25 protein-coding genes are annotated in these 24,356 nt (G+C 42.4%); 24 read left to right on the forward strand and 1 reads right to left on the reverse strand.

The window, feature by feature from the left end; genetic code table 11:
* Positions 1 to 65 precede the first annotated feature (65 nt).
* The 6 genes from WMO43_RS11565 (at position 66) to WMO43_RS11590 (ending at position 8,972) form a co-directional block, all read left to right on the forward strand.
* Entirely contained in the window at positions 66 to 2,141 is a 2,076-nt protein-coding gene (locus WMO43_RS11565) for an efflux RND transporter permease subunit (protein WP_353531298.1), read from the forward strand.
* Positions 2,142 to 2,153: 12 nt separating this feature from the next.
* Complete coding sequence (locus tag WMO43_RS11570) at positions 2,154 to 4,820, forward strand: cell envelope integrity TolA family protein (RefSeq protein ID WP_353531299.1); 2,667 nt, start codon at positions 2,154 to 2,156, stop codon at positions 4,818 to 4,820.
* Positions 4,821 to 4,844: 24 nt separating this feature from the next.
* Positions 4,845 to 5,429: a manganese efflux pump MntP gene (locus WMO43_RS11575; protein WP_177962388.1), complete on the forward strand. Its 585-nt coding sequence runs from the start codon at positions 4,845 to 4,847 to the stop codon at positions 5,427 to 5,429.
* Between the two features lie 488 nt (positions 5,430 to 5,917).
* Positions 5,918 to 7,636 (forward strand): B12-binding domain-containing radical SAM protein, encoded by a 1,719-nt coding sequence (locus WMO43_RS11580; protein WP_353531352.1) that lies wholly within the window; start codon positions 5,918 to 5,920, stop codon positions 7,634 to 7,636.
* On the forward strand, positions 7,633 to 8,259 hold the full coding sequence (gene nth / locus WMO43_RS11585; protein ID WP_177962386.1) for an endonuclease III: 627 nt from the start codon (positions 7,633 to 7,635) through the stop codon (positions 8,257 to 8,259). Before WMO43_RS11580 ends, nth begins: the two co-directional genes overlap by 4 nt.
* Complete coding sequence (locus WMO43_RS11590) at positions 8,256 to 8,972, forward strand: 3'-5' exonuclease (RefSeq protein ID WP_353531300.1); 717 nt, start codon at positions 8,256 to 8,258, stop codon at positions 8,970 to 8,972. The genes nth and WMO43_RS11590 overlap by 4 nt, the downstream gene beginning before the upstream one ends.
* A 25-nt stretch (positions 8,973 to 8,997) precedes the next feature.
* Here the strand turns inward: WMO43_RS11590 and WMO43_RS11595 are convergent, their stop codons facing one another.
* Positions 8,998 to 9,603: a hypothetical protein gene (locus WMO43_RS11595; protein WP_177962385.1), complete on the reverse strand. Its 606-nt coding sequence runs from the start codon at positions 9,601 to 9,603 to the stop codon at positions 8,998 to 9,000.
* 321 nt (positions 9,604 to 9,924) lie between these two features.
* Between WMO43_RS11595 and WMO43_RS11600 the strand changes: the two genes are divergently transcribed.
* The 18 genes from WMO43_RS11600 to WMO43_RS11685 all read left to right on the forward strand — a co-directional run bounded on the left by WMO43_RS11600 (position 9,925) and on the right by WMO43_RS11685 (position 24,301).
* Entirely contained in the window at positions 9,925 to 11,577 is a 1,653-nt protein-coding gene (locus tag WMO43_RS11600) for a VanW family protein (RefSeq protein WP_353531301.1), read from the forward strand.
* 80 nt (positions 11,578 to 11,657) lie between these two features.
* On the forward strand, positions 11,658 to 12,647 hold the full coding sequence (locus tag WMO43_RS11605) for an AIR synthase family protein (RefSeq protein ID WP_353531302.1): 990 nt from the start codon (positions 11,658 to 11,660) through the stop codon (positions 12,645 to 12,647).
* A gap of 18 nt (positions 12,648 to 12,665) precedes the next feature.
* The gene (locus WMO43_RS11610) at positions 12,666 to 13,148 is read left to right on the forward strand and encodes an Lrp/AsnC family transcriptional regulator (RefSeq protein WP_177962382.1); all 483 of its coding nucleotides are present in this window, start codon (positions 12,666 to 12,668) and stop codon (positions 13,146 to 13,148) included.
* The gene (locus WMO43_RS11615) at positions 13,145 to 14,323 is read left to right on the forward strand and encodes an aminotransferase class I/II-fold pyridoxal phosphate-dependent enzyme (RefSeq protein ID WP_353531303.1); all 1,179 of its coding nucleotides are present in this window, start codon (positions 13,145 to 13,147) and stop codon (positions 14,321 to 14,323) included. Before WMO43_RS11610 ends, WMO43_RS11615 begins: the two co-directional genes overlap by 4 nt.
* Entirely contained in the window at positions 14,316 to 14,822 is a 507-nt protein-coding gene (locus WMO43_RS11620; protein ID WP_177962380.1) for a tRNA (cytidine(34)-2'-O)-methyltransferase, read from the forward strand. The genes WMO43_RS11615 and WMO43_RS11620 overlap by 8 nt, the downstream gene beginning before the upstream one ends.
* A 32-nt stretch (positions 14,823 to 14,854) precedes the next feature.
* Positions 14,855 to 15,712, forward strand: coding sequence for an energy-coupling factor transporter ATPase (locus tag WMO43_RS11625; RefSeq protein ID WP_353531304.1), 858 nt, complete (start codon positions 14,855 to 14,857; stop codon positions 15,710 to 15,712).
* Between the two features lie 5 nt (positions 15,713 to 15,717).
* A complete protein-coding gene (locus WMO43_RS11630; protein ID WP_177962378.1) occupies positions 15,718 to 16,566 on the forward strand; it encodes an energy-coupling factor transporter ATPase in 849 nt (282 codons plus the stop codon).
* A gap of 1 nt (position 16,567) precedes the next feature.
* Positions 16,568 to 17,368 carry an energy-coupling factor transporter transmembrane component T family protein gene (locus WMO43_RS11635; RefSeq protein ID WP_353531305.1) on the forward strand — a complete coding sequence of 267 codons (801 nt, stop codon included), beginning with the start codon at positions 16,568 to 16,570 and terminating at the stop codon, positions 17,366 to 17,368.
* Between the two features lie 13 nt (positions 17,369 to 17,381).
* Positions 17,382 to 18,149: a tRNA pseudouridine(38-40) synthase TruA gene (truA, locus tag WMO43_RS11640; protein ID WP_353531306.1), complete on the forward strand. Its 768-nt coding sequence runs from the start codon at positions 17,382 to 17,384 to the stop codon at positions 18,147 to 18,149.
* A 159-nt stretch (positions 18,150 to 18,308) separates the two neighbouring features.
* Entirely contained in the window at positions 18,309 to 18,737 is a 429-nt protein-coding gene (gene rplM / locus WMO43_RS11645; RefSeq protein ID WP_177962375.1) for a 50S ribosomal protein L13, read from the forward strand.
* 24 nt (positions 18,738 to 18,761) lie between these two features.
* Positions 18,762 to 19,154, forward strand: a complete 393-nt coding sequence (gene rpsI, locus WMO43_RS11650; protein ID WP_177962374.1) for a 30S ribosomal protein S9 — start codon at positions 18,762 to 18,764, stop codon at positions 19,152 to 19,154.
* 192 nt (positions 19,155 to 19,346) lie between these two features.
* A complete protein-coding gene (locus WMO43_RS11655; RefSeq protein ID WP_353531308.1) occupies positions 19,347 to 20,198 on the forward strand; it encodes a DUF3990 domain-containing protein in 852 nt (283 codons plus the stop codon).
* Positions 20,195 to 20,674 carry a hypothetical protein gene (locus tag WMO43_RS11660; RefSeq protein WP_353531310.1) on the forward strand — a complete coding sequence of 160 codons (480 nt, stop codon included), beginning with the start codon at positions 20,195 to 20,197 and terminating at the stop codon, positions 20,672 to 20,674. Before WMO43_RS11655 ends, WMO43_RS11660 begins: the two co-directional genes overlap by 4 nt.
* Before the next feature lie 121 nt (positions 20,675 to 20,795).
* Entirely contained in the window at positions 20,796 to 21,251 is a 456-nt protein-coding gene (locus WMO43_RS11665) for a MarR family winged helix-turn-helix transcriptional regulator (protein WP_353531311.1), read from the forward strand.
* Complete coding sequence (locus WMO43_RS11670; protein WP_353531312.1) at positions 21,232 to 21,918, forward strand: YczE/YyaS/YitT family protein; 687 nt, start codon at positions 21,232 to 21,234, stop codon at positions 21,916 to 21,918. The genes WMO43_RS11665 and WMO43_RS11670 overlap by 20 nt, the downstream gene beginning before the upstream one ends.
* 34 nt (positions 21,919 to 21,952) lie before the next feature.
* On the forward strand, positions 21,953 to 22,741 hold the full coding sequence (locus WMO43_RS11675) for an NAD(P)-dependent oxidoreductase (RefSeq protein WP_353531313.1): 789 nt from the start codon (positions 21,953 to 21,955) through the stop codon (positions 22,739 to 22,741).
* Positions 22,742 to 22,750: 9 nt separating this feature from the next.
* The gene (locus WMO43_RS11680) at positions 22,751 to 23,341 is read left to right on the forward strand and encodes a dipicolinate synthase subunit B (RefSeq protein WP_353531315.1); all 591 of its coding nucleotides are present in this window, start codon (positions 22,751 to 22,753) and stop codon (positions 23,339 to 23,341) included.
* Between the two features lie 156 nt (positions 23,342 to 23,497).
* Positions 23,498 to 24,301 (forward strand): PocR ligand-binding domain-containing protein, encoded by an 804-nt coding sequence (locus WMO43_RS11685; protein ID WP_353531316.1) that lies wholly within the window; start codon positions 23,498 to 23,500, stop codon positions 24,299 to 24,301.
* Positions 24,302 to 24,356: the final 55 nt, after the last annotated feature.

Raw genomic sequence — 24,356 nt, forward strand, 5'->3', positions numbered from 1 at the left:
TATTTATTTATTCGGTCTTTTTTTTTATACTCAAGTTCGAGATTAAAGAAAAGAGATGAGGAAAGATGATTAATTTTGGAAAGGGAGTAGTAAAATTACGTATTCCGATTTTGATAGTGAGTATTATTTTGCTCTTCCCAGCAGCACTAGGATATTTTCACACAAGAGTAAACTATGATATCCTAACTTATTTACCGAAAGAGATTGACACCATGAAGGGTCAGGACATTCTTTTGGACGAATTTGGCACAGGAGCATTTTCCATGTGCGTAGTAGAAGGAATGGAAGATCAGGACATTTCAAAGATGAGAAAGAACATGGAAAAAGTAGACCATGTGAAAAAAATTCTCTGGTATGATTCCTTAGCAGATTTATCTATTCCAAAAACCATGTTACCGGATAAGGTACAGGATGCATTCATCAATGAGGACAAGGATGCAACCTTAATGGTAATTTTCTTTGACAGCTCCATGTCATCCGATGAAACAATGGATGCGATCGAAGAGCTGCGAAGCGTAGCAGACAAACAGTGTTACATAAGTGGTATGTCGGCAGTCGTTACAGATACGAAGAACCTGTCAGACAAAGAGGTACCGATTTATGTACTCATCGCAGTAATCCTTGCAGTCATCGTACTTTCACTGACTATGGACTCTGCATTGATCCCGGTATTCTTCTTATTAAGTATCGGAATGGCAATTATATACAACTTAGGTTCGAATGTGTTCTTCGGAGAGATCTCCTATGTCACACAGGCACTTGCGGCGGTACTACAGCTCGGTGTTACGATGGACTATTCCATTTTCCTGTGGCATTCTTATGAAGAGAACCAGGAGCGTTTCCCGGATGATAAGAAGAGAGCGATGGCTCATGCAATTTCGAACACCTTAACATCCGTTATCGGAAGTTCCATCACAACCGTAGCAGGATTCGTAGCACTCTGCTTCATGAGCTTTACCCTTGGTCTTGACCTTGGTGTTACCATGGCAAAAGGTGTTATCTTCGGAGTTATCTGCTGTGTAACTGTGTTACCGTCTATGATCCTTGTATTTGATAAAGCGATCGACAAGACAAGACATAAAGCGATCATCCCGGATTTAGGTGTTATTTCCGGATGGGTAGTAAAACACTACAAAGCATTTATCGTAACATTTATTATCGTATTAATTCCTGCACTTTGGGGTTATACTCATTATGAAGTATACTATGATTTAGCCGGTACACTTCCGGGAAATCTGGACAGTGTTATCGCAAACGACAAGTTAGACGAAACATTTGCAATGAACTCTACACACATTATCCTTTGTGATTCATCCTTAGAGCCAAAAGAAGTGAACGAGATGATGAGCAAGATTGATGACGTGGATGGTGTAAAAGCGACCCTTGGTTTAGACAGTCTGGTAGGACCAACCGTACCAAGAGAGATGATTCCATCAGACATCAAAGAAGTTGTTATGGATGAGAACTATCAGATGTTGATGATCAGTTCTGAATACAAAGTAGCATCTGATGAAGTAAATGATCAGTGTGATAAGATTGAAAAGATCATGAAGAAGTATGATAAAAATGCGATGCTGATCGGTGAAGCACCTTGTACAAAAGACTTGATCACGATCACAAACCATGACTTCAACGTCGTAAGTACAGTATCCATTGGTGCGATCTTCTTAATTATTGCATGCGTATTCAAATCAATATCCTTACCAATTATCTTAGTAGCGGTTATTGAGTTTGCTATCTTCATTAACATGGGTATTCCGGCGTTTACAGGAACGAAACTTCCGTTTATTGCAGGAATCGTAATTGGAACGATCCAGTTAGGAGCAACCGTAGACTATGCAATCCTGATGACAACGAAGTATCGTAAAGCAAGATACAATGGAGTAGAAAAGCAGGAGGCAATTACATCTGCCTTAGGAGCATCTATGCAGTCCGTTATTGTCAGTGCGTTGAGTTTCTTTGCAGCAACATTTGGTGTAGGTCTATATTCAAACGTAGACATGATAGCTTCTCTTTGCTCACTGATGGCAAGAGGTGCGATCATCAGTATGTTCGTAGTAATCTTCATACTGCCGTCCATGTTTATGATTTTTGATAAGATAATCTGCAAGACAAGTAAAGGATTTGTGCAAAAAAATTAAGGAGGAACCAAGATGAAATTACCTGAATTAAAAAGAAGATTTAAAAATAAATATGTGATCCGTATTGCAGCCGGCGTATTAACCATCGCCGTTGCAGGCGGAAGTGCCGGTGTATACACTGTTAATGCAGCAAAGACATCTACAAAGGCAGAGACTACACAGGAGTCTACCGATAAGAAAGACAAAAAAGATAACAAAGATGATGAAGAAGACTTAAAAGAAGTTCTTTCTTCTAAGATCAGCAAAGCAGCAGACGAAGAAGTCGGAAAAGAAGAGACTGTTTACGTTGTTGCAGATAACTCCGGAAAAGCAAAAGATGTCATTGTCAGTGACTGGTTAAAGAACCCGGATGGAAATGAGACAATTGAAGACGTTTCAGACTTAAAAGACATCAAGAATGTCAAAGGTAAAGAGAAGTTTGAAGAAAAAGACGGAAAGATCACCTGGAAAGCAAAAGGAAAAGACATCTATTATCAGGGAAAAACAGATAAAGAGCTTCCTGTAAAACAGACCATTTCTTACTACTTAGACGGTGAGAAGATGGATCCGGATGAGATCGCAGGCAAGAGCGGAAAAGTTACGATCCGTTTTGATTACAAGAACAACCAGAAAACTACTACAACTGTAGACGGTAAGAAGTATAGCGTTTATGTACCATTTACCATTATGACAGGAATGATCTTAGACGACAGCTTTACAAACGTTAAGGTTAAGAATGGTAAAGTTATTTCTGACGGTGACAAGAACATGGTGGTCGGCGTTGCAATGCCGGGCTTAAAGGACAGCTTAAAAGTAACTTCTTCTGATTTCTCCGAAGATATTGATATCCCGGAATATGTAGAAGTAACTGCTGACGTAAAAGATTTCTCCATGGATATGACCATGAGCGTTATGTTAAGCGGTATTACAAGCAGCGACAATGTAGAAGATTTCGTAGACTTAAGCGATTTAGATGATGCAATTGATACACTTTCTGATTCTTCTTCACAGTTAGCAGACGGAACAAAAGAGCTTCGTGAAGGTTTAGAGCAGTTAAGAAGTAAAGTTCCTGCATTAGCAGATGGTGCAAACACCTTAAACAGCAGCACAGAATCTCTTCGCAATGGTGTATCTTCCTTAGATGCAACCTTAAATACTGCAATGACAGAAGAAGAAAAAGCAGCCGCTTCTAAGCAGGCATCAGAGACTGTAGATGCACAGGCAGATTCCATTAAGAAGCAGGCAGCCGATACGGTAGCATCCCAGAAGAAAGATATCGAGAAGAAAGCATCCGATGCCGTAGATGCACAGGCAGATTCCATTAAGAAGCAGGCAGCCGATACGGTAGCATCCCAGAAGAAGAGCATTGAAAAACAGGCATCTGATACCGTAGACAAACAGGCAGATTCCATTAAGAAACAGGCAGCCGATACGGTGGCATCTCAGAAAGAAAGCATTGAAAAACAGGCGTCTGCAACCGTAGATGCACAGGCAGAAGCGATTAAGAAACAGGCAGCTGATACCGTAGCAGCACAGCAGGCAGAAATTGCAAAACAGGCGGAAGCACTTGTAACAGCACAGGAAGCAGATATTAAGAGCCAGGCAGACCAGCTTGTAGATGCTGAGGCAGGCAATATCCAGAAATTAGCAGCCGCAGCAGTCAAAGCAGAATTTGATGCAGGACAGCGTCAGGCAATTGAAGATCAGGCAAAAGCAACGACTACAAGTACTGTTTCTGCAGCATTAAAGGGAAATGCACAGCTTCTCCCAATCTTAAAAGCAGGTATCAAGGCAAATGTAGCAGCAGCAGGCGGCAGCATCAGTGATGAAGATGCAACAGCACAGGCTTATCAGTTGATCGATGCTATGGCAGCACAGATCGGAGAAGGAGCCGCTCCAAATGTAGCGGCAGCATGTGAGAATGCAGCAACGCAGGCAGCACAGAAAGCAGCCGTAACAGGAGCTAAGCAGGGAGCAGAAAAAGGTGCGGTAGCAGGAGCAAAACAGGGAGCATCCCAGGGTGCGGTAGCAGGAGCAACATTAGCAGCACAGCAGGCAGCCGTAACAGGAGCAAAACAGGGAGCAGCAGCAGGAGCAGTATCCGGAGCAACAGCAGCAGCGCAGCAGGCAGCTGTAACAGGAGCTAAGAGTGGAGCAGCAGCAGGAGCAGTATCCGGAGCAACAGCAGCAGCACAGCAGGCAGCGATCACAGGAGCTAAGAGCGGAGCAGCACAGGGTGCCGTAACAGGAGCAACCGAGGCAGCTCAGACAGCAGCATTATCAGGAGCTAAGAGTGGAGCAGCACAGGGTGCGATCGCAGGAGCTGAGTCAGCAAAGAAAACAGTAGCAGCAGGAATTGAAGCAGTACAGTCTAACGGTTACAGCTTAGTAACAGGAATGGACGCATTAAAGAATGGTACACAGGCACTTGCTGATCAGGTACCGGCATTAACAGATGGTGTTGGCAAATTAGCAGACGGTTCCGTAACATTGAATGAGGGAATGGTAAAATTCGATGAAGAAGGAATACAGAAGTTAGCAGATACCTACAATGGCGATGTCAAAGGTATGTTAAACAAAGTTGTAGCAGTAATGCAGGCTGGTTCAGATTATCAGTCATTCTCAGATATTTCTGAGGATACTCTTGGAGAAGTGAAATTCATTATCCGTACTGAGGGCGTAGGAACAGACGAAGACTAACAGAAACGGAAAGGAGAGGGAGGAATGAGCTGGATAGAAATTGTGCTGATTACCATTGGCATGTCGCTGGATACTTTTGCGGCAGTAGAGTGTCAGGGTGCATTAGTCGCAAAACTGGAAAAGAAACGCTTATCCATGGCAGTTACCGTGATCGCCTTGTGGCAGACAATCGCACTTCTCATCGGCAGCTTTTTGGTAACTCTCCTGAACCAGTATGATACACAACTGAGTGGAGAAGCCTTTATAGGAAGGATACTTGCAATTCTGATCCTGTTTGGCATGGGTCTTCGGATGTTTGTTAAAGCATGGAGAAATGAAAGGATCGTAGAGAAACGGGAAGATGGTCTGGATATTAAAAAAACCTTCTTTTCGATCGCAAAAGGAACGATATTCACGATCCTGACAGGAATCGCATTTGCATTCTTAGAGGCAGATATAAAAGCAGTATTGATCATGATTATCTGCGTCACGATCGCAATGGTCATCATCGGGCTCTATACGGGTTACCGGCTGGGATTTGAGCAGAAGTCAAAAGCCTACATCGGAGGCGGAGCACTTCTGATCGCAGCAGGGATCGATGTCATCGTCCGTTACATTGTGATGAGATGATAAATAGGGAATGAGAAATTAAGAAGGTGTTCCAAAGCCGAAAGGCGGGGAACACCTTCTTTTCGCGTAAAATAATGGGAAAGGTATGGTTCATAAGCGGTGTAGCCAACTGCACCAATGAAATATTTCAAGATACCTATCCCCATTACATTTACCTGCATTCCCCCATTTCCATACAAATATGCCCCTGAGAAACAAGTATGACACCTAAGCAGGATGCAAAGCAAAGAAAACCAAAGAGTAGATCGCGGGGAGAACCTTTCAGATATGGAAAGTTTCTTTTTGTGCAATGGAGATGAAACTCAAGGAATCGTGAAGCCCACTGGCGCACACGATTCCTGCTTTCAGAGGTTCATCGGAATGATCTGCACAAGGAAACTTGGAATATCTGAAAGGTACGCCCTCGCGGCACTATTGCAAACTATGTCTTATCCATCCTCGCAGGAAAGAACTTGTTACGAAGAAACCCTTGTGATATGATAGGAATTATGAAAATACTACTAAACGCGATCAACGCAAAATACATCCATTCCAATCTGGCAGTTTACAGCTTAAGGGCATATGCAAAAGAATATCGGGAACATATCAGACTGTTAGAATATACGATCAACAACAGAGTAGAGGAGATTTTAGAAGGCATTTACAAAGAGCATGCGGATGTCATCTGTTTTTCCTGCTATATCTGGAATATTGCGTATGTAAAGGAATTAATAGAAGAATTAAAAAAATTATGTCCGAATACACCGATCTGGGTTGGCGGGCCGGAAGTCTCCTATGAGGTAGAGACGTTATTAGCAGAAAATCCGGGAATCGACGGAGTGTTTATCGGAGAGGGCGAGCATACGTTTAAAAAGGTGTGCCGCTGTTATATAGAAGCAGAGGAAAGTGAGCGGGAAGAAGAACTTTTGCGGGTTCCGGGGATCGCATACCGGAAACGGGACAAAACGGTGGCATTTACCGGAATGGCAGAGCCGGTGGATATGAGCACGATCCCATTCTGTTATGAAGATATGGAACAGTTCAAAAACAAGATCATTTATTATGAATCCTCCAGAGGCTGTCCGTTCTCCTGTAGTTATTGTCTTTCTTCGATCGATAAAAAAATGCGGTTTCGTGATATCGAGCTGGTAAAAAAAGAACTCGGCTTTTTTATCGAACAGGAAGTGCCCCAGGTCAAATTCGTAGACCGGACCTTTAACTGCAGTCATACACATGCCATGGAAATCTGGAGATTTATCAAAGAAAAAGATTTGGGAAAGACGAATTTTCACTTTGAGGTGGCGGCAGATCTGCTGACGGAGGAAGAATTAGAATATATTGCCGGAATGCGTCCGGGGCTCATACAGTTAGAGATCGGTGTGCAGTCCACGAATGATGTCACAATACAGGAAATACACCGGACCATGGATTTAGAAAAACTAAAAGCAGTCGTGAGACGGATACAGGCACCGGGCAACATCCATCAGCATTTAGATTTAATTGCGGGACTGCCGTATGAGGATTATCAGACTTTCCGGAAGTCGTTTGATGAGATTTACGACTTAAAGCCGGAGCAGCTCCAGCTTGGATTTTTAAAGGTGCTAAAAGGTTCTTATATGTTTGAACATGCCAGAGAATATGGTCTGATCTATCAATCCAAGCCACCTTATGAGGTTATGAAAACGAACTGGCTGAGCTTTGATGAAGTCTTAAAGATCAAACAGGTGGAAGAAATGTTAGAGGTGTACTATAACAGCCACCAGTATGAAGTTACAATGAAAATCTTAGAGCAGTTTTTTGACGGTGGGTTTGAGATGTTCCAAAAGATGGGAGAATTTTATGAAATGCAGGGTTATTTTCATCTGAAACATACAAGGATACGCCGTTGCGAGATCCTGTTAGAGTTTGCAAAAGAGTATGTGACGGATATGAGAATGTTAGAACAATCCCTGACCTTTGATCTATATTATCGCGAGAACATGAAGAGCCGTCCGGCATTTGCCACAGATTTAGAGCCGTATAAAGAAATCAGCCGGAAAGTCTGCAAAAAAGGCAAACAGAGCCATTTAGAGCCATTTACCTATCGATTTCCGACCGAGCAGGAGCGGAGTATTGAAAAACTGCCGGAGTCCTGCAACGAGTATTTTGTACTGTTTGACTATGAACACAGAAATCCGCTGACGAATCAGGCAGGAATACAGGTAATAGAGAAGGGAGAATTGCCATGACAAAGAGAATCGCTGAAATCTTAAAAAGACTGGATGAAGCATATGGAACGGAGTATGTCTGTTATCTGAACCATGAGACACCGTGGCAGCTTCTGATCGCCGTTATCTTAAGTGCGCAGTGTACCGATGCGAGAGTCAATATCGTAACAAAAGACCTGTTTCAGAAATATCCATCGTTAGAAGCCTTTGCTAATGCGGATTTAAAAGAGTTAGAGCAGGATATCCATTCGACCGGATTTTATCACAATAAGGCAAAAAACATCATTTCCTGTGCCAGAACCTTAGTGGAAAAATACGACGGAGAAGTGCCAAGGGAATTAGAAGAGCTGACCGCATTAGCGGGAGTCGGCAGAAAGACCGCAAATGTCATCCGTGGAAACATCTACCATGAACCGAGTGTGGTTGTGGATACCCACGTCAAACGGATCTCAAAAAAATTGGGCTTTACCAAAGAGGATGATCCGGTTAAGATTGAATACGATCTGATGAAGGTACTGCCAAAAGACCACTGGATCCTCTACAATATACAGATCATCACGCTTGGCAGAAGTATCTGTACTGCACGGAATCCGAAATGTACCGAATGTTTTTTGTCAGACTTATGTAAGGGAAGTGGAAAATGATGTTAGAGGACTACTGCGTCATTGACTTAGAAATGACAGGACTCAATCCAAAACATCATAAGATTTTGGAGGTGGCGGCAGTACGGGTCAGAAAAAAAGAAATCGTCAGCGAGTGCTCCATGCTGATCCGGCAGCACCAGCTATTAGAGGAAAAGATCACAGAACTGACCGGGATCGATCAGGAGATGTTAGCAGGAGCAAAAGAAGAGGATGAGGTGTTAGATCACTTTTTTGGATTTCTTGGGGAAGATATTTTAGTAGGACAAAATGTGATCTTTGATTATAGTTTTTTAAAACAGGCTGCGATCAACCGGAAGATGTCCTTTGAACGAAAGGCGGCAGATACGTTAAAGATAGCCAGAAGATGTCTGCCGGCGTTGGAAAAAAGGACGTTGGATGCTCTTTGCGGATACTATGGAATCGAGATCGGACACCATCACCGTGCCTTAGACGATGCAAAAGCGACCTATCTGCTCTATGAAAGGTTAGAGAAGGAATTCGGGGCGGTGCAGGCAGATGTCTTTGAGCCTAAGCCACTGATTTATAAAGCCAAGCGGCAGACTCCGGCAACAGCCAGACAAAAAAAGCACTTGAAAGAATTGGCAGATTATCATAAAATAAACCTTAATCTGGAATGGGAAACACTGACAAGAAATGAAGCATCCCGCCAGGTTGACCGGATCATCAGCCAATATGGCAGGATGTTAAAATAATAAATAGAATTCTAAAATGGGAATCTTAAGACAGTATCTCTCTTAATTTTTTCCGGATAGTGTCTTTCGAAAGCGAGTTTAAGGAATCGGCACTTTCGATAAGATCAGAAATTTTGGCGGTTTCGCCTTTTTCCTGATAGAGTCCGGCTAAGAGCGTATAGTTCTCCGTAACATCACTCTTGATGCTGACACCAAATTCTAAAACGCGGATAGCATCATCGATGTGTGCATGTTCGGCAAGGCCTTTTGCATAATCTGTTAAGAGGCGAACGAGCGTAGTAAAGCGTTCATCACAGTCGCTAAGAATAGCCAGGTTTGAAACACCGTACTGCAGTTTTAAATCCGTGTTTGAAATGCCGGTTAAATTCAGGATCTTCTGTTCGGAAAGAGCAAGTAACTGTTGTTCCGTTTCCTCGTATCCTTCGTTTGGATAAGCACCGATAGGAAAAGTATCAACAGGAATTTGGATGTAATCTAAATTTGTGATATCCTGTTTGCGTGTACTGTTTGCATCGTTTTCACGCTGCCAGAAATCAGATTCTTTTTGTGTATTGACTTTGTCAATCTGTTTACGCCGATAAGCGTAATATGCTAAAAATAATATAAAAGTAATTAGAACAACAGGGACCATTGTGTGTCTCCTTTCCATAATCATAAAGTGAGGTGAAAAATATGAACTACCGTAATTCTAAAAGAAACCGCATCATCGCCAGCGTGATCGTGATCATCTTAGTGGCATCTATGCTTCTTTCTTTATTACTTGCAGCATTCTAGGACATAATATACTAAAACAGAGGATGGGTGTCAAATTAATTAGGCGTTCTGCATCTTGAAAAAACAGATTTTTATGATACAATAGAAAACGAACGTTTGAGAACATAGAAAACCAGCATAGAAAGCCGACTTTCGGATAAAATGATATCAGAGGCGGCTGTATTAAAGGGGTAACAGAATGAGAAATATTAAAAAAAGATGGTTTTTGTTTGTAGCAGCATTTGTGTTAGTGGCAGCAGCAGGAATCCATATGGGTGTCAAAGCGGAAGAAGATGAGAATCATGTCATCGCAGACCGTGTTTATATCGGAGATGTTTCCGTGGCAGGAATGACAGAGGAAGAAGCAACCGCCGCAGTAGAGGATTACATTGAGAGTCTGCAGGATACGGCAATCACATTAAAAGCCGGTGAGAACAGTATAGAAGTAACAGCAAAGGATTTAGGTGTTACCTGGGGAAACCCGGAGTTGGCTGAAAAAGCAGTAAACCTTGGAAGAACCGGAAATCCGATCGCAAGATATAAAGAAAAGAAAGATTTAGAAAAAGGCGACAAAGTCTTTGTACTTTCCTATGCCATTGACGAAAGCAAGACAGCAGCTTTGTTAAAAGAGCATGCAAAAGAGTTAGATCAGGAAGCACAGGATAACGGACTGACCCGTGAGAACGGACAGTTTACCTTTGTAAAAGGACATGAAGGAATTAAAGTAAACGCAGAGAAATCCATTGAACAGATCGCATCACATATGCAGAATCAGTGGGATGGAAAAGCAGCCTCTATTGAACTGAGTGCAAAACTCGTAGAGCCGCGCGGTTCCGAAGAAGAGTTAGCAGAAGTCAAAGATTTACTTGGCGGTTACAGCACAAACTTCAGTTCCTCATCAGCAGGACGTGCAAAAAATGTGCGTAATGGAGCAAGCAAGATCAATGGAAGCATCATCTATCCGGGCGAAGAATTTTCCGTACATGATGCAGTCGTTCCGTTTAATGCAGAGAATGGATATGAGTTAGCAGGTTCCTATGAGAATGGAACAACTGTTGAGACCTATGGTGGAGGAATCTGCCAGGTGTCTACAACTTTATATAATGCAGTGATCCGTGCAGAACTTGAGATTACCGAAAGATTTGCACACTCTATGATCGTAAGCTATGTAGAGCCATCTATGGATGCCGCAATTTCCGGTGAATACAAGGATTTGAAATTTAAGAATTCCACAAAATATCCGGTATATATCGAAGGTTATACCGACGGCGGTATCATCCACTTTAATGTCTATGGAAAAGAGACAAGAGATGCAAACCGTGAGGTTGAATTTGTCAGCGAGACCACCGGTGAAACAGATCCGGGTGTAAAATATGTTGCTGACGGAACCTTACAGATCGGTACCATTTCCACACAGCAGTCTGCACATATCGGTAAAAAAGCCAAACTGTGGAAAGTTGTAAAAGTAAATGGAAAAGAAGAGAGCAGGGAAGTATTTAACACTTCTAATTATCAGGCATCACCGAAGATCGTCAGAGTAGGTACTGCTTCTGACAGTCAGGATGCGATCAATGCTGTTATGGCAGCGATCGGAACACAGGATGAGGCAACCATTCAGGCAGCAGCGGCAGCAAACTGTACGGCAGCCCGTGATGCGGCAGCGGCACAGCAGGCAGCAGAAGCAGCGGCAGCGGCAGCAGCACAGCCTGCAGAACCGGCACAGCCGGAGCAGCCAAGCCAGCCGGAAGAAAATAACAAGGATGACAAGAAGGATTCCGATAAAAAAGACGAAAGCAAAGATGACAATCAGAAGGATACCAAGGAAGAAGAGAATAATCAGGGAAATGATTAAAACAGCTCTATAGAATCCAAGAGGCTGCCTCAGCAATGAGACAGCCTTGAACTATAAATAAGAACAGGCGGAAGATCAGGATGAAAGTTGGAAAAGTTCCGGAAAACGTATTAAAGCGTTCCGTTTTTAAACAACTGCATACAACACGGAAAGAAGTGCTTTTAGGGGCAGGTGTGGGCGAAGACTGCGCAGCGATGAAATTAGCAGAGGATGAAGTCTTTGTCATTTCCACTGACCCGATTACCGGAGCAGCGAAAGACATTGGGGCATTGGCAGTACAGATTACCGTCAATGATTTAGCAAGTGCAGGAGCGGAACCAATAGGAATTATGTTAACTGTCCTCCTTCCGGAATACGTCGAAGAAAAAGATTTAAAGACAGTGATGGCACAGGTAGAAGAAGCCTGTGAAAAAAATCACATTCAGGTCATGGGCGGTCACACCGAAGTTACCAAAGTGGTCAATCAGATTGTGATTTCCGTGACAGGTGTCGGAAAAGCAAAAGAAGGCAGAGTCATCTCTACCGCGGGTGTAAAACCGGGGATGGATATCATTGTCACAAAATGGATCGGTATTGAAGGAACTGCCATTTTAGCAAAGGAAAAAGAGGCGGCATTACGGGAGCGTTATTCTCAGCCGTTTATCGATAAAGCAAAAGAACTTGACCGTTACATATCGGTTCTGTCGGAGGCCGCGACCGCCGTTAAGTCTGGCGTTGCTGCTATGCATGATGTGACAGAGGGCGGCATTTTTGGCGCACTTTGGGAGATTGCAGAGGCATCCGGCGTCGGACTGGAAATTGATCTAAAGAAGATTCCGTTAAAGCAGGAAACAGTAGAAATCTGTGAGTTTTTCGGCATAAATCCTTATGAACTGATCTCAAGCGGTTCTATGCTGATGGCAGCCAAGGATGGAAATGGTCTGGTCATGGAATTAGAAAAAGCAGGCATTCCGGCAGTTGTCATTGGAAAAGCAACCGACAGTAATGACCGTGTGCTTTTGAATGAAGAAGAACGCAGATTTTTAGAGCCGCCGAAAACGGATGAATTATATAAAGCATTGAGTAAATAGAGAGGTTGGAGGATCATCATGCGTGAAAAGATTTTAACGTTTATTGAAAAAAACAGCCGTGTGGATTTGAAAGAATTAGCAATCATGCTCGGCGTAAATGAAGTAGATGTAGTCAATGAGTTAGAGGCAATGGAAGCAGAACACATCATCTGCGGTTACCATACGCTGATCAACTGGGAAAAGACAGGAATTGAAAAAGTAACAGCCATGATCGAGGTGCGTGTAACACCGCAAAGAGACATGGGATTTGATAAGGTAGCAGAGAGAATCTATAATTATCCGGAAGTAAATGCAGTATATCTGATCTCCGGCGGTTTTGACTTTATGGTCATTTTAGAGGGAAAGACACTGCGTGAGATCGCACAGTTCGTATCCGATAAACTTTCTACTTTAGATTCCGTATTAAGCACAAAGACAAACTTTATTTTGAAAAAATATAAAGACCACGGAACCATTATGGCTGAGCCGAAAAAAGACGAAAGGATTTTGATGATACCATGAGAAATCCACTGTCCAAAAGAATTGTTGAAATAGAACCATCCGGTATTCGTAAATTTTTTGACATCGTAAATGAGATGGAAGATGCCATTTCACTCGGTGTAGGTGAGCCGGATTTTGATACACCGTGGCATATTCGGGATGAGGGCATTTTTTCCTTAGAAAAAGGAAGAACTTTCTACACATCCAATGCAGGTTTAAAAGAGTTAAAGCAGGAAATTGCAAAATACATATATCGTAAATGCGATGTCACTTATGACTATAAGAAGGAAATTATGGTTACAGTGGGTGGCAGTGAGGCAATCGACATTGCCATGCGTGCCATGCTTGACCCGGGCGATGAGGTACTGATTCCTCAGCCAAGTTATGTATCCTATGAACCATGCGCTATTTTGGCAAATGGAACTCCGGTCATCATCGAATTGAAAGAGGAGAATGAATTTCGTCTGACAAAGGAGGAGTTAGAAGCAGCCATTACGCCAAAGACAAAGCTGTTAGTGCTGCCATTTCCGAACAATCCGACCGGAGCAGTCATGGAGAGAAAAGATTTAGAAGAGATTGCAGAGGTTATCAAAGAGCATGACATCTTTGTTTTAAGTGATGAGATCTATGCAGAGCTTACTTACTGTGGAGAACATGTGTCGATCGCTTCTCTTCCGGGAATGAAAGAGAGAACCGTATTGATCAACGGTTTTTCTAAAGCATATGCAATGACAGGTTGGCGTTTGGGTTATGCCTGTGCTCCGGCAGAGATTTTAGAGCAGATGTTAAAAATTCATCAGTTTGCCATTATGTGTGCACCGACGACAAGCCAGTATGCAGCCATTTCCGCACTGCGTAACGGTGACGATGATGTGATGAAGATGCGTGAAGAATACAACGAAAGAAGACGCTATTTAGTGCATCGTTTTAAGGAGATGGGCTTACAGTGCTTTGAACCGTTTGGAGCATTTTACATTTTCCCAAGTATTCAGGAGTTCGGTATGACATCGGAAGAGTTTGCAAACCGATTCTTACGGGAAGAGAAGGTTGCGGTTGTTCCGGGAACGGCATTCGGTGCCTGCGGCGAGGGATTCCTTCGGATCTCCTATGCGTATTCACTGGACAATCTGAAGATGGCATTAGAGCGTTTGGAGCATTTTATTGCACATTTGCGAGAGGAAAAGAAGAATGGCTAAGCTCAATATCGTATTATATGAGCCGGAGATTCCGGCAAATACCGGAAACATCGGAAGAACCTGTGTGGCAACAGGAACAAAACTGCATCTGATCGAACCTCTTGGTTTTTCTTTAAGTGAAAAGGCGTTAAAACGTGCCGGTATGGATTACTGGTCGCAATTAGAAGTGGAACGTTATGTAAACTACGAGGATTTTTTGCAGAGAAATCCGGGAGCTAAGATATATATGGCAACGACGAAGGCCAAGAAGATTTATTCGGAAGCATCTTACGAACCGGACTGCTATATTATGTTCGGCAAGGAGAGTGCAGGAATCCCGGAGGAGATATTGGTAGAACATCCGGAGGAGTGCGTGCGTATTCCGATGATTGGAGAGACACGTTCTTTGAATCTCTCTAATTCCGTAGCAATTGTGTTGTACGAAGCCCTCAGGCAGAATCAGTTTGACCACATGAAATTAGAAGGAGATTTACACAGACTTCATTGGGAGAATGTATAAATCAGCAGGAAAGGCATAATCTGGTGCATAGGATGAAGATTATTAAAGCAGAAAAATTAGTACATGAATATATACACCGGGATGAGGACAATCAGGTGGAGTCTATTCAGACTGCATTGGACGGCGTGGATATCGAAATCGAAAAGGGACAGTTTGTGGCAATTTTAGGTCATAACGGTTCCGGAAAGTCCACGTTGGCAAAGCATATGAATGCGATCTTAGAACCTTCCGGCGGCGAAATGTGGGTAGATGGAATGGACACCTCCGATGAAAAACATCTCTGGGATATCCGTCAGTCTGCCGGCATGGTATTTCAGAATCCGGACAACCAGATCATTGCCAGTGTGGTAGAAGAGGATGTCGGATTCGGACCGGAAAATATCGGTGTTCCGACAGATGAGATCTGGGAGCGTGTCGAGGAGAGTTTAAAGGCAGTAGGAATGTTGAAATTCCGCAGTCATTCTCCGAACAAGCTGTCGGGAGGACAGAAACAGCGTGTGGCGATTGCGGGAGTCATGGCAATGCAGCCGGAATGTATTATCTTTGATGAGCCTACGGCAATGCTTGACCCGAACGGACGAAAAGAAGTATTGCAGGCGGCACATCTGCTCAACCGGAAAAAAGGTGTGACCGTGATCCTGATCACACACTATATGGAAGAAGTTGTGGATGCTGATCGGGTTTTTGTCATGGATAAGGGAAAAGTCGTGATGCAGGGAACTCCGCGTGAGATTTTTTCACAGGTGGATGAATTAAAACGTCACAGACTGGATGTTCCGCAGATCACGCTCTTAGCAGACGAACTCAGAAAATCCGGGCTTCCAATCCCGGCGGGAATCCTGACAAGAGCAGAACTGGTGCAGGAATTGTGCAAATTAGGACACAGGTGAGTGAAATGTCAATTATTGTAGATAAAGTGAATTATGTATACAGTCAGGGGACTGCATATGAGATTCAGGCTTTAAAAAATATTAATCTAAAAATTGAAGACGGAGAATTTATCGGTATTATCGGTCATACCGGTTCCGGAAAATCGACACTGATCCAGCATTTAAACGGTCTGACAAAGGCAACTTCCGGTGCAATATACTACAACGGAGCCGACATTTATGATGAAGGTTACAATCTGAAGGAACTTCGCAGTAAAGTAGGACTGGTTTTCCAGTACCCGGAGCACCAGTTGTTTGAGACTACGATTTTTGAAGATGTCTGTTTTGGGCCGAAAAATCAGGGACTTACCAAAGAAGAGGCAGAGCTTCGTGCTTTTGCGGCATTAAAAAGTGTAGGGTTGCCGGAAGAGGTGTATTATCATTCCCCGTTTGATTTGTCAGGCGGTCAGAAACGCCGTGTGGCAATCGCCGGAGTCTTAGCGATGCAGCCTGAGGTTTTGATTCTTGATGAACCGACAGCGGGACTTGACCCGAAGGGCAGGGATGAGATTTTAGATCAGGTGGCAAAACTCCATAAGGAGCGGGGCATTACGGTTATTCTGGTATCACACAGTATGGAGGATGTGGCAAAATATGTAGACCGCATTATTGTGATGAATCAGGGAAGTGTCATGTTTGATGATATTCCAAAGAGCGTATTTGCACACTATAAGGAATTAGAGGCGGTCGGGCTGGCTGCTCCACAGGTTACTTATCTGATGCATGAACTGGCAGCGGCAGGTATTCCCGTTTCTATGGATGCCACAACAGTAGCAGAAGCAAAAGAAGAGATTTTAGCAAAGTTGGGACGATAACATGTTACGAGATATTACGATTGGACAATATTATCCGGCGGATTCCGTCATTCATAAATTAGATCCGAGAGTCAAGCTGTTTGCAACGCTGATTTTCATTATTTCCCTGTTTTCCTTTAAAAACGTATGGGGATTCTTAGTTGCGACCATTTTTATGTTTGGCTTTATCGAACTTTCCAAAGTGCCGATCGGCTACATGGTCAAAGGCTTAAAAGCGATTGTGATCCTGATGATCATTACAGCACTTTTCAACCTCTTTTTGACAAGTGGAAAAGAACTGGTATCATTCTGGATCTTTACGATCACTTACGAGGGACTGCGAAATGCGATCCTGATGGCGATCCGTCTGACTTATCTGATTCTTGGCACATCGGTCATGACCCTGACGACAACGCCAAACGAATTGACGGACGGTTTGGAAAAGGCTTTGGCACCAATGAATAAAATCCATGTTCCGGTACATGAGATTGCCATGATGATGTCGATCGCACTGCGTTTTATTCCGATCCTTGTGGAAGAGACGGACAAGATCATGCGGGCGCAGATGGCAAGAGGTGCAGATTTTGAAAATGGAGGCATTATCCAGCGTGCAAAAAATATGATTCCGTTATTAGTGCCGCTTTTTGTATCTGCTTTTCGTCGTGCCAATGATTTAGCAATGGCGATGGAAGCCCGCTGCTATCGCGGTGGAGCCGGAAGAACGAAAATGAAACCACTGAAGTATGCCAATATTGATTATCGTGCATATGCGATTGTTATTTTATATTTTGTCATTATGATGGTGCTTCGTTTTGCACTCTAGAAGAGGGAGAACCATGGAAGATACGAAAAAACGTGTCATGCTTATTGTGGCATATGATGGAACGAATTACTGCGGGTGGCAGATACAGCCCAATGGCAACACGATCGAGGGAGAACTGAACCGGGCATTAAGTGAGCTGCTTGGAGAAAAAATCATCGTCAGTGGTGCAAGCAGGACAGATGCAGGCGTACATTCCTGTGGGAACGTAGCTGTTTTTGATACTATCGCAAGAATGCCGGCAGAGAAAATATCTTACGCTCTGAACCAGAGACTTCCGGAGGATATCGTCGTACAGTGTTCCCAAACAGTACCACCTGATTTTCATCCAAGGCATGTCAAGAGCAAAAAGACCTATGAATACCGGATTTTAAACAGGGAATTTCGTGATCCGAACCGGAGGCTGGACACTTATTTTTATTACCGTCATTTAGATGTACATGCCATGCGTGAGGCGGCGGGTTATCTGGTCGGAGAACATGATTTTAAGAGTTTTTGTTCGATTCATGCCCGGGTGGAAACGACGGTGCGGAGGATTTATGCGCTGACGGTAGATAAAAAAGAGGATATTATTACGATACGGATCACCGGCAACGGTTTTTTATATAATATGGTTCGCATTATTGCAGGAACACTGATCCGCGTTGGAACCGGTGAATACAAACCGGAACAGATACCGGAGATTTTAGCGGCAAAAGACCGTGAAATGGCGGGACCGACTGCTCCGGCACACGGACTGACCATGATTGGGATTGAATATGAGGATTTAGAAGAAAAGAGTTGACACGCGTGGATGTGTGTACTATAATATTTAAGTCTGACATAGTGAAGAAATGTAACTCCATAGCCCCGGAGGGACATTTTACTATATAAAAATGTGTATACCGGATGTGGTATTTTCGGACATTGATACCGCAAAGGTAAAGTTCAAGGAGGTCAACCAATGAAAACTTTTATGGCAAGCCCTGCTACAATCGAAAGAAAATGGTATGTAGTAGATGCTACTGATAAGACATTAGGACGTTTAGCATCCGAAATTGCAAGCGTATTAAGAGGAAAAAACAAACCGATTTTCACACCACACATCGATACAGGTGATTATGTGATCGTTGTAAATGCTGAAAAGGTAAAAGTAACAGGTAAGAAATTAGATCAGAAAATTTATTACCACCATTCCGATTATGTTGGCGGTATGAAAGAGACAACTTTAAAAGAAATGTTAAACAAACATCCGGAGAGAGTTGTAGAATATGCAGTCAAAGGTATGCTTCCAAAAGGACCTTTAGGAAGACAGATGTACAAGAAATTATTTGTATACGTTGGTCCGGACCACAAGCATGCAGCTCAGAAACCTGAGACATTAACATTTTAATCGGTGATAAGGAGGTAAAGGACATTGGCTAATACAAAGTATTACGGAACAGGAAGAAGAAAATCATCTGTTGCCAGAGTATATTTAGTACCGGGAACAGGTAAGATTACAATTAATAAAAGAGACATTGACGAGTATTTAGGATTAGAAACTTTAAAGGTTATCGTTCGTCAGCCATTAGTTGCTACAGAGACAGTTGACAAGTTCGACGTTTTAGTTAACGTAAAAGGCGGCGGTTACACAGGTCAGGCAGGAGCAATCCGCCACGGTATCGCAAGAGCATTACTTCAGGTAGATGCAGACTACAGACCAACCTTAAAAGCAGCAGGTTACTTAACTCGTGACCCTCGTATGAAAGAGCGTAAGAAGTACGGTCTCAAAGCAGCTCGTAGAGCTCCGCAGTTCTCTAAACGTTAAGCATTTGTTAACGAAGATTATGATGTGTATAGGACATTTTCCGGTAGGAATACCGGAGAATGTCCTTTTTTTCGCGTTTCTACAAGTGTAAATCAACGAACTTAATATCCGTTATTTCACAAAACTTATTTGCACAACTTGAACAAACAAGTTCTCGGAGGTATACTATAACTATAAAAGGAGTGGATGTGAATGATTAAAGTTGCATGTGATTATAATATCAAAGAGGACATAGGTTTTATATTAGAATCAGAAAAGATAAATAATATAGAGTTTGCTGAAAGGGCAAAAGTTTCACGGACTACATTGGAAGGAATAGTGAAAAAAGGCATAGCCAGAGATGATGTCTGCGAAAAAATATATGCTTACGCATATAATAATAAATATAGGATTAATTCGGTTAAGGAAGAATTAATAAAAGAAAAATACCGAGATGTATTATTTCATGGCTCTAAGAAGGGTTTGTCAGAAATATCAATTTCTGATTCGAGGGAGAACTGTGACTTTGGAAAAGGATTTTATCTGGGGGAGACATATAATCAAGCATTGTCGTTTGTATGTGAAAAAGAAAAATCTTGTGTGTATTCGTTTAGATATTCGCTTTTGGATTTGAAAATAAAGAAATTTGAATGTGATTTGGAATGGATGCTTGCTATTTGCTATTATAGAGGAACATTGGGAGAATATGTCTCGAATTCGATGGTTAGGGAAATAGTGAATGAGATTGAAAAGGCAGATATAGTTATAGCACCGATTGCGGATAACAAGATGTTTTATATTATGGCTCAATTTACGGAAGGTGAAATCAATGCTGATGTTGCACTTCATTCATTGTCGGCATCTAAATTGGGACGTCAATTTATTTTTAAAACAGAAAAAGCTTTGCAGAATTTAGTGCCAATCGAAAAGTATTATTTATCGGTTCCGGAACGTAAAGATTGTAGGAAGGTCTTAAATGAGCGAAGTTATGAAATAGATACAAAATTAAAACTGGCAAAAAGAGAATTTAAAACAGGTTTGTATATTGAGGAAATATTAAAATGAGACAATTTGATCATAACGGATTAATGCTTGCTGAGTATCAAGGAAAATTATTTGAACGATCAAATGAATTGGATTGTTCAACAGCGGTATTTATTAGAAGATTTTTACATTCAGATTTATTATCAAAATTAGATTCCAATAATTCATCGTCTTTATCACTCGATGTGTGCGAGGGAATCAATAGTATTTTAGAACAATTTGGTGACACAGATTATGGGAAAGTGAAATACTCTAAAAGTGCACTGTTTTGGATAGGGTATATGTATAGATATATTTCATATACAAGGGAACAATCTACAAAATTCATTATGCAGCTTTTCAATTACAGACAAATGAATGATGTTTATTATTCGTTTCATACGCAGGATCCGGAGTGGTGTATCAAAAGTTTGTTAGAAATTAATAAGCTGTCGGAAAATATATTTGATAATAATGCCAGATTAAAGCAGATTATTAGGGAACACGGGAATTATTAACTTGTATGCATAAAATCGTCCAATCCCCCTCTTGACATCCCCATTCCCTATGTTATAATAAGTCTACAAACAGTTAGTATACAAACAATTAGCATGCCAATACAAAAACAAAGGAGCCACTATGGAAAATTCCCTACACTACAAACTGCGGATCTGCCATACGAACTGTCAGAAAAGCATTGTTATAGATATCAAGAGCAAAACCGATTTAAGACCCGGTGAACCCAAAATCCTGGAATTTTTAGCGGAGCATGAGCCATGTGAACAGAAAGTTATTGCGGCAGGCTGTAATCTGGATTCAGCATCGGTAACAGGAATTTTAGGAAGAATGGAAAAACGTGAACTGATAAAACGGGAAACAAAAAACGGAAATCGCAGGTCGTTGTATGTTTCAAGGACAGAACATGGAGAACAAATGACAGAAGTGGTGGAAGAGACATTTACATTCGTGGACAAGCGGGCAGTGGAAGGGCTGACAAAAGCGGAGGTCAAAGAACTGGAACGTTTGTTAGAGCGGGTAAGTCAGAATCTTGTGGCTCTATCGGAGGAACAAAAGAATGAAGAGCGAACTACATAAAAAAATCAGAGAAGAAAACTATGCGATAAGATTCCTTGTCTATATCGTGGGATTGTTTATTATGACATTGGGAATTTCATTATCGGTCAAATCGAATCTGGGCGTGTCGCCGGTCAGCTCTATCCCATATACCATCACCTGTATCACAGGGCTTGAAATGGGAAAGGCAACGATACTTTTTCATATCGTGCTGGTCGTGATGCAGATACTCATTTTAAGAAAAGCCTTTCAGATGAAAAACCTGTTGCAGGTCGTCGTCGGAGTCATCTTTGGTTACTTTACCACCTTTTCAAATTATCTGTTTTCCTTTTTGCCAACGCCGGAGCATATGACGGTGCGGCTGCTGATGATGCTTGGCAGCACGGTACTGATTGCGGTGGGAATCTTTTTTTATCTGCCGGCAGACATCGTGCCGTTAGCGGGGGAAGGAGCGATGAAAGCAGTATCGGATACAATGCATATCGCATTTAATAAAGTAAAAGTCGGATTTGATATTTCTATGGTTATTATTTCGCTGATATCCTGTCTGGTGGCATTGGGAACGCTTGGCTCAGTCGGGGTCGGAACCATCATAGCAGCAGTGCTGGTCGGTTCGGTACTTGGAGTCATTACCGGATGGTTTGGTGAAAAACGCGATAAGATCTTACAAGGAACGCCTTCTGAATAGTTTCATATACTGAAACTATGGGAGGCGTTTCTATATGGAAAAAAACGTATTATGTGTCAAAAACCGGGATGCAAGGCAGCAGTACCTTGCACAGATGTTACTTGAAGATGGTTGTCAGGTTACGCTTTGCGAAGAAAAATGCCGGGAACTTGGCGAATATGAACTGGTACTGCTTCCGGTAGTGACGGCAAAGTTAGATTTAAAGCAGATGATATGCCAACTTCAGAAAGGACAGCGTGTTTTTGGCGGTAATCTCCCGGAGTTTTTTCAGGATGCCTGCATGGAAAAAGGCGTAAGCTGTTATGATTATATGGAAGAAGAGACGATTGCAGTAAAAAATGCAGTTGCAACGGCAGAAGGAGCAATTGCCGAGGCAATCTGTTTTTCGGAGGAGACCTTGTATGGTGCAAAAGTGTTAGTAACAGGATATGGAAGATGCGGAAGAGTCCTTGCAGACCGGCTCTGCGGGATGCGGTGTGAAGTCACCGTATTAGAACAGGAACCGGAAAAAAGGGCGATCGCAGAAATCAGCGGCTGCCATAGTGTTCAAAATATAGAAGAGATCCTGACAGAACACACGGCAGGAGAGTATCGCTTCTTATTTAACACGGTTCCGGTGAGGATATGGAAGGAAGCTGCGTTAAAAGAACTTCCGGCAGGAATGACGATCATAGATATCGCATCCGGCGGGGGCGGCGTGGATCATGACTACTGTCAGTGCCACGGTATCCGGGCGAAGCTCTGTCCGGGGCTTCCGGGAAAATATGCACCAAAGACATCGGCAAAAATTTTGCATGAATATATTGTAGAGCAATGCAGATAGGAGGAGCATATGGAGACGGAAAAAAGCTGTAAGATAGGTTTTGCAATAACCGGTTCCTTTTGTACCCATGAAAAAATAAAAGAAATCATACAAGACATGGTTGATGATGGTATGGACATCATCCCGATTTTTTCGGAAAACGTACAGACCATAGACAGTCGTTTTGGAAAAGCAGAAGTATTTACCGAACAAATAGAAGAAATGACAGGGCATATGGGCATACGTTCCATACAGGCTGCAGAGCCGATCGGACCGAACGGAAATCTGGATGCAATGGTCATTGCACCCTGTACCGGAAATACAATGGCAAAATTATGCGGCGGTATTACCGATACGCCTGTTTTGATGGCAGCCAAGGCACATCTTAGAAATGAAAGACCGCTGATTCTTGCAGTTTCTACGAATGATGCACTGGGTATTAATTTTCGGAATCTTGGAATGTTAGCCAATATGAAAAACATCTATTTGGTGCCGTTTGGACAGGATAATTATGAAAAAAAACCCAAGTCCATGATTGCACATGTAGAGCTGATACCGGACACAATCAAAGAAGCGTTGCAGGGCAGACAGCTTCAACCGATGGTACGCTCGCCTTTTTGACGTAAAAACATTGGAAATATAGATAGAATAGACAAAAAAGAAGGAAAAAATATGACATAATGACATAAAGAAGAAAAAGCAGAAAATATTTTTGAAATTCCTACGATATCGTAGTATAATAGAATCAATAGAAAGTTATGGAACGGAGGATGAAGCATGGGCATGAATATCTCAGATTTTTTTGACATGGATGTATTGATTCAGATTTTGACAGACTGGTCCACTGCAACGGGAATTGGAATTATCGCTGTTGATGAAAAGGGCGAATATATGATGGACCCGATTGGCTGGAAAGATTTCTGTATGAAATACACAAGAGGAACAAAGGAAGGATTACGCCGATGTGTAAAATGTGATCAGGAAGGTCAGGGAGTATATTTCTGTCATGCAGGACTGATAGATTTTACGGCAGACATCAAGATTGGTGATCATTTTATCGGAAAATTAGTCGGAGGACAGGTATTACCACAGCCACCTGATGAAGAGCATTTCCGTAATCTTGCTGTAGAGCTTGGAATCGACCCGGATGAGTATATCGAAGCATTGCAGGATATTACCGTTAGAACCGAGGAAGAGATCCGTGCTTCAGCAAAACTGTTAGACGAGGTAGTCAATATCGTTGTGAACTCCCAGTATGTACGGAAAAAAGACGAAGACTTAATCTTAATCTTTGATCAGGAGATTGATAAGGCATCCGACCTAATCCGTGAGATCAACGGCAAGTCCTGTGAACTGGATAAGATTGAAGGCCGTCAGAGAATCCTCGGATTGAATGCATCCATTGAAGCTGCAAGAGCCGGAGAATTCGGAAAAGGATTCAGTGTAGTAGCAAAAGAAGTTGGAGACTTAGCAACAAGTTCAGGAACGATCAATAAGTCTATCAAAGAATCATTAAAGAATCTGACTACAGTTATTGATAAGATGGAAGAGTCCAAGAGCAAATCTGAGAAAGAAGACTAGAAATCAGAACAGAAAATACCCCCACCATTTGAGAATGGTGGGGATTTTTTGCTCT

Origin of the sequence: Maccoyibacter intestinihominis (assembly GCF_040096355.1) — a bacterium.
GTDB lineage: Bacteria > Bacillota > Clostridia > Lachnospirales > Lachnospiraceae > Maccoyibacter > Maccoyibacter intestinihominis.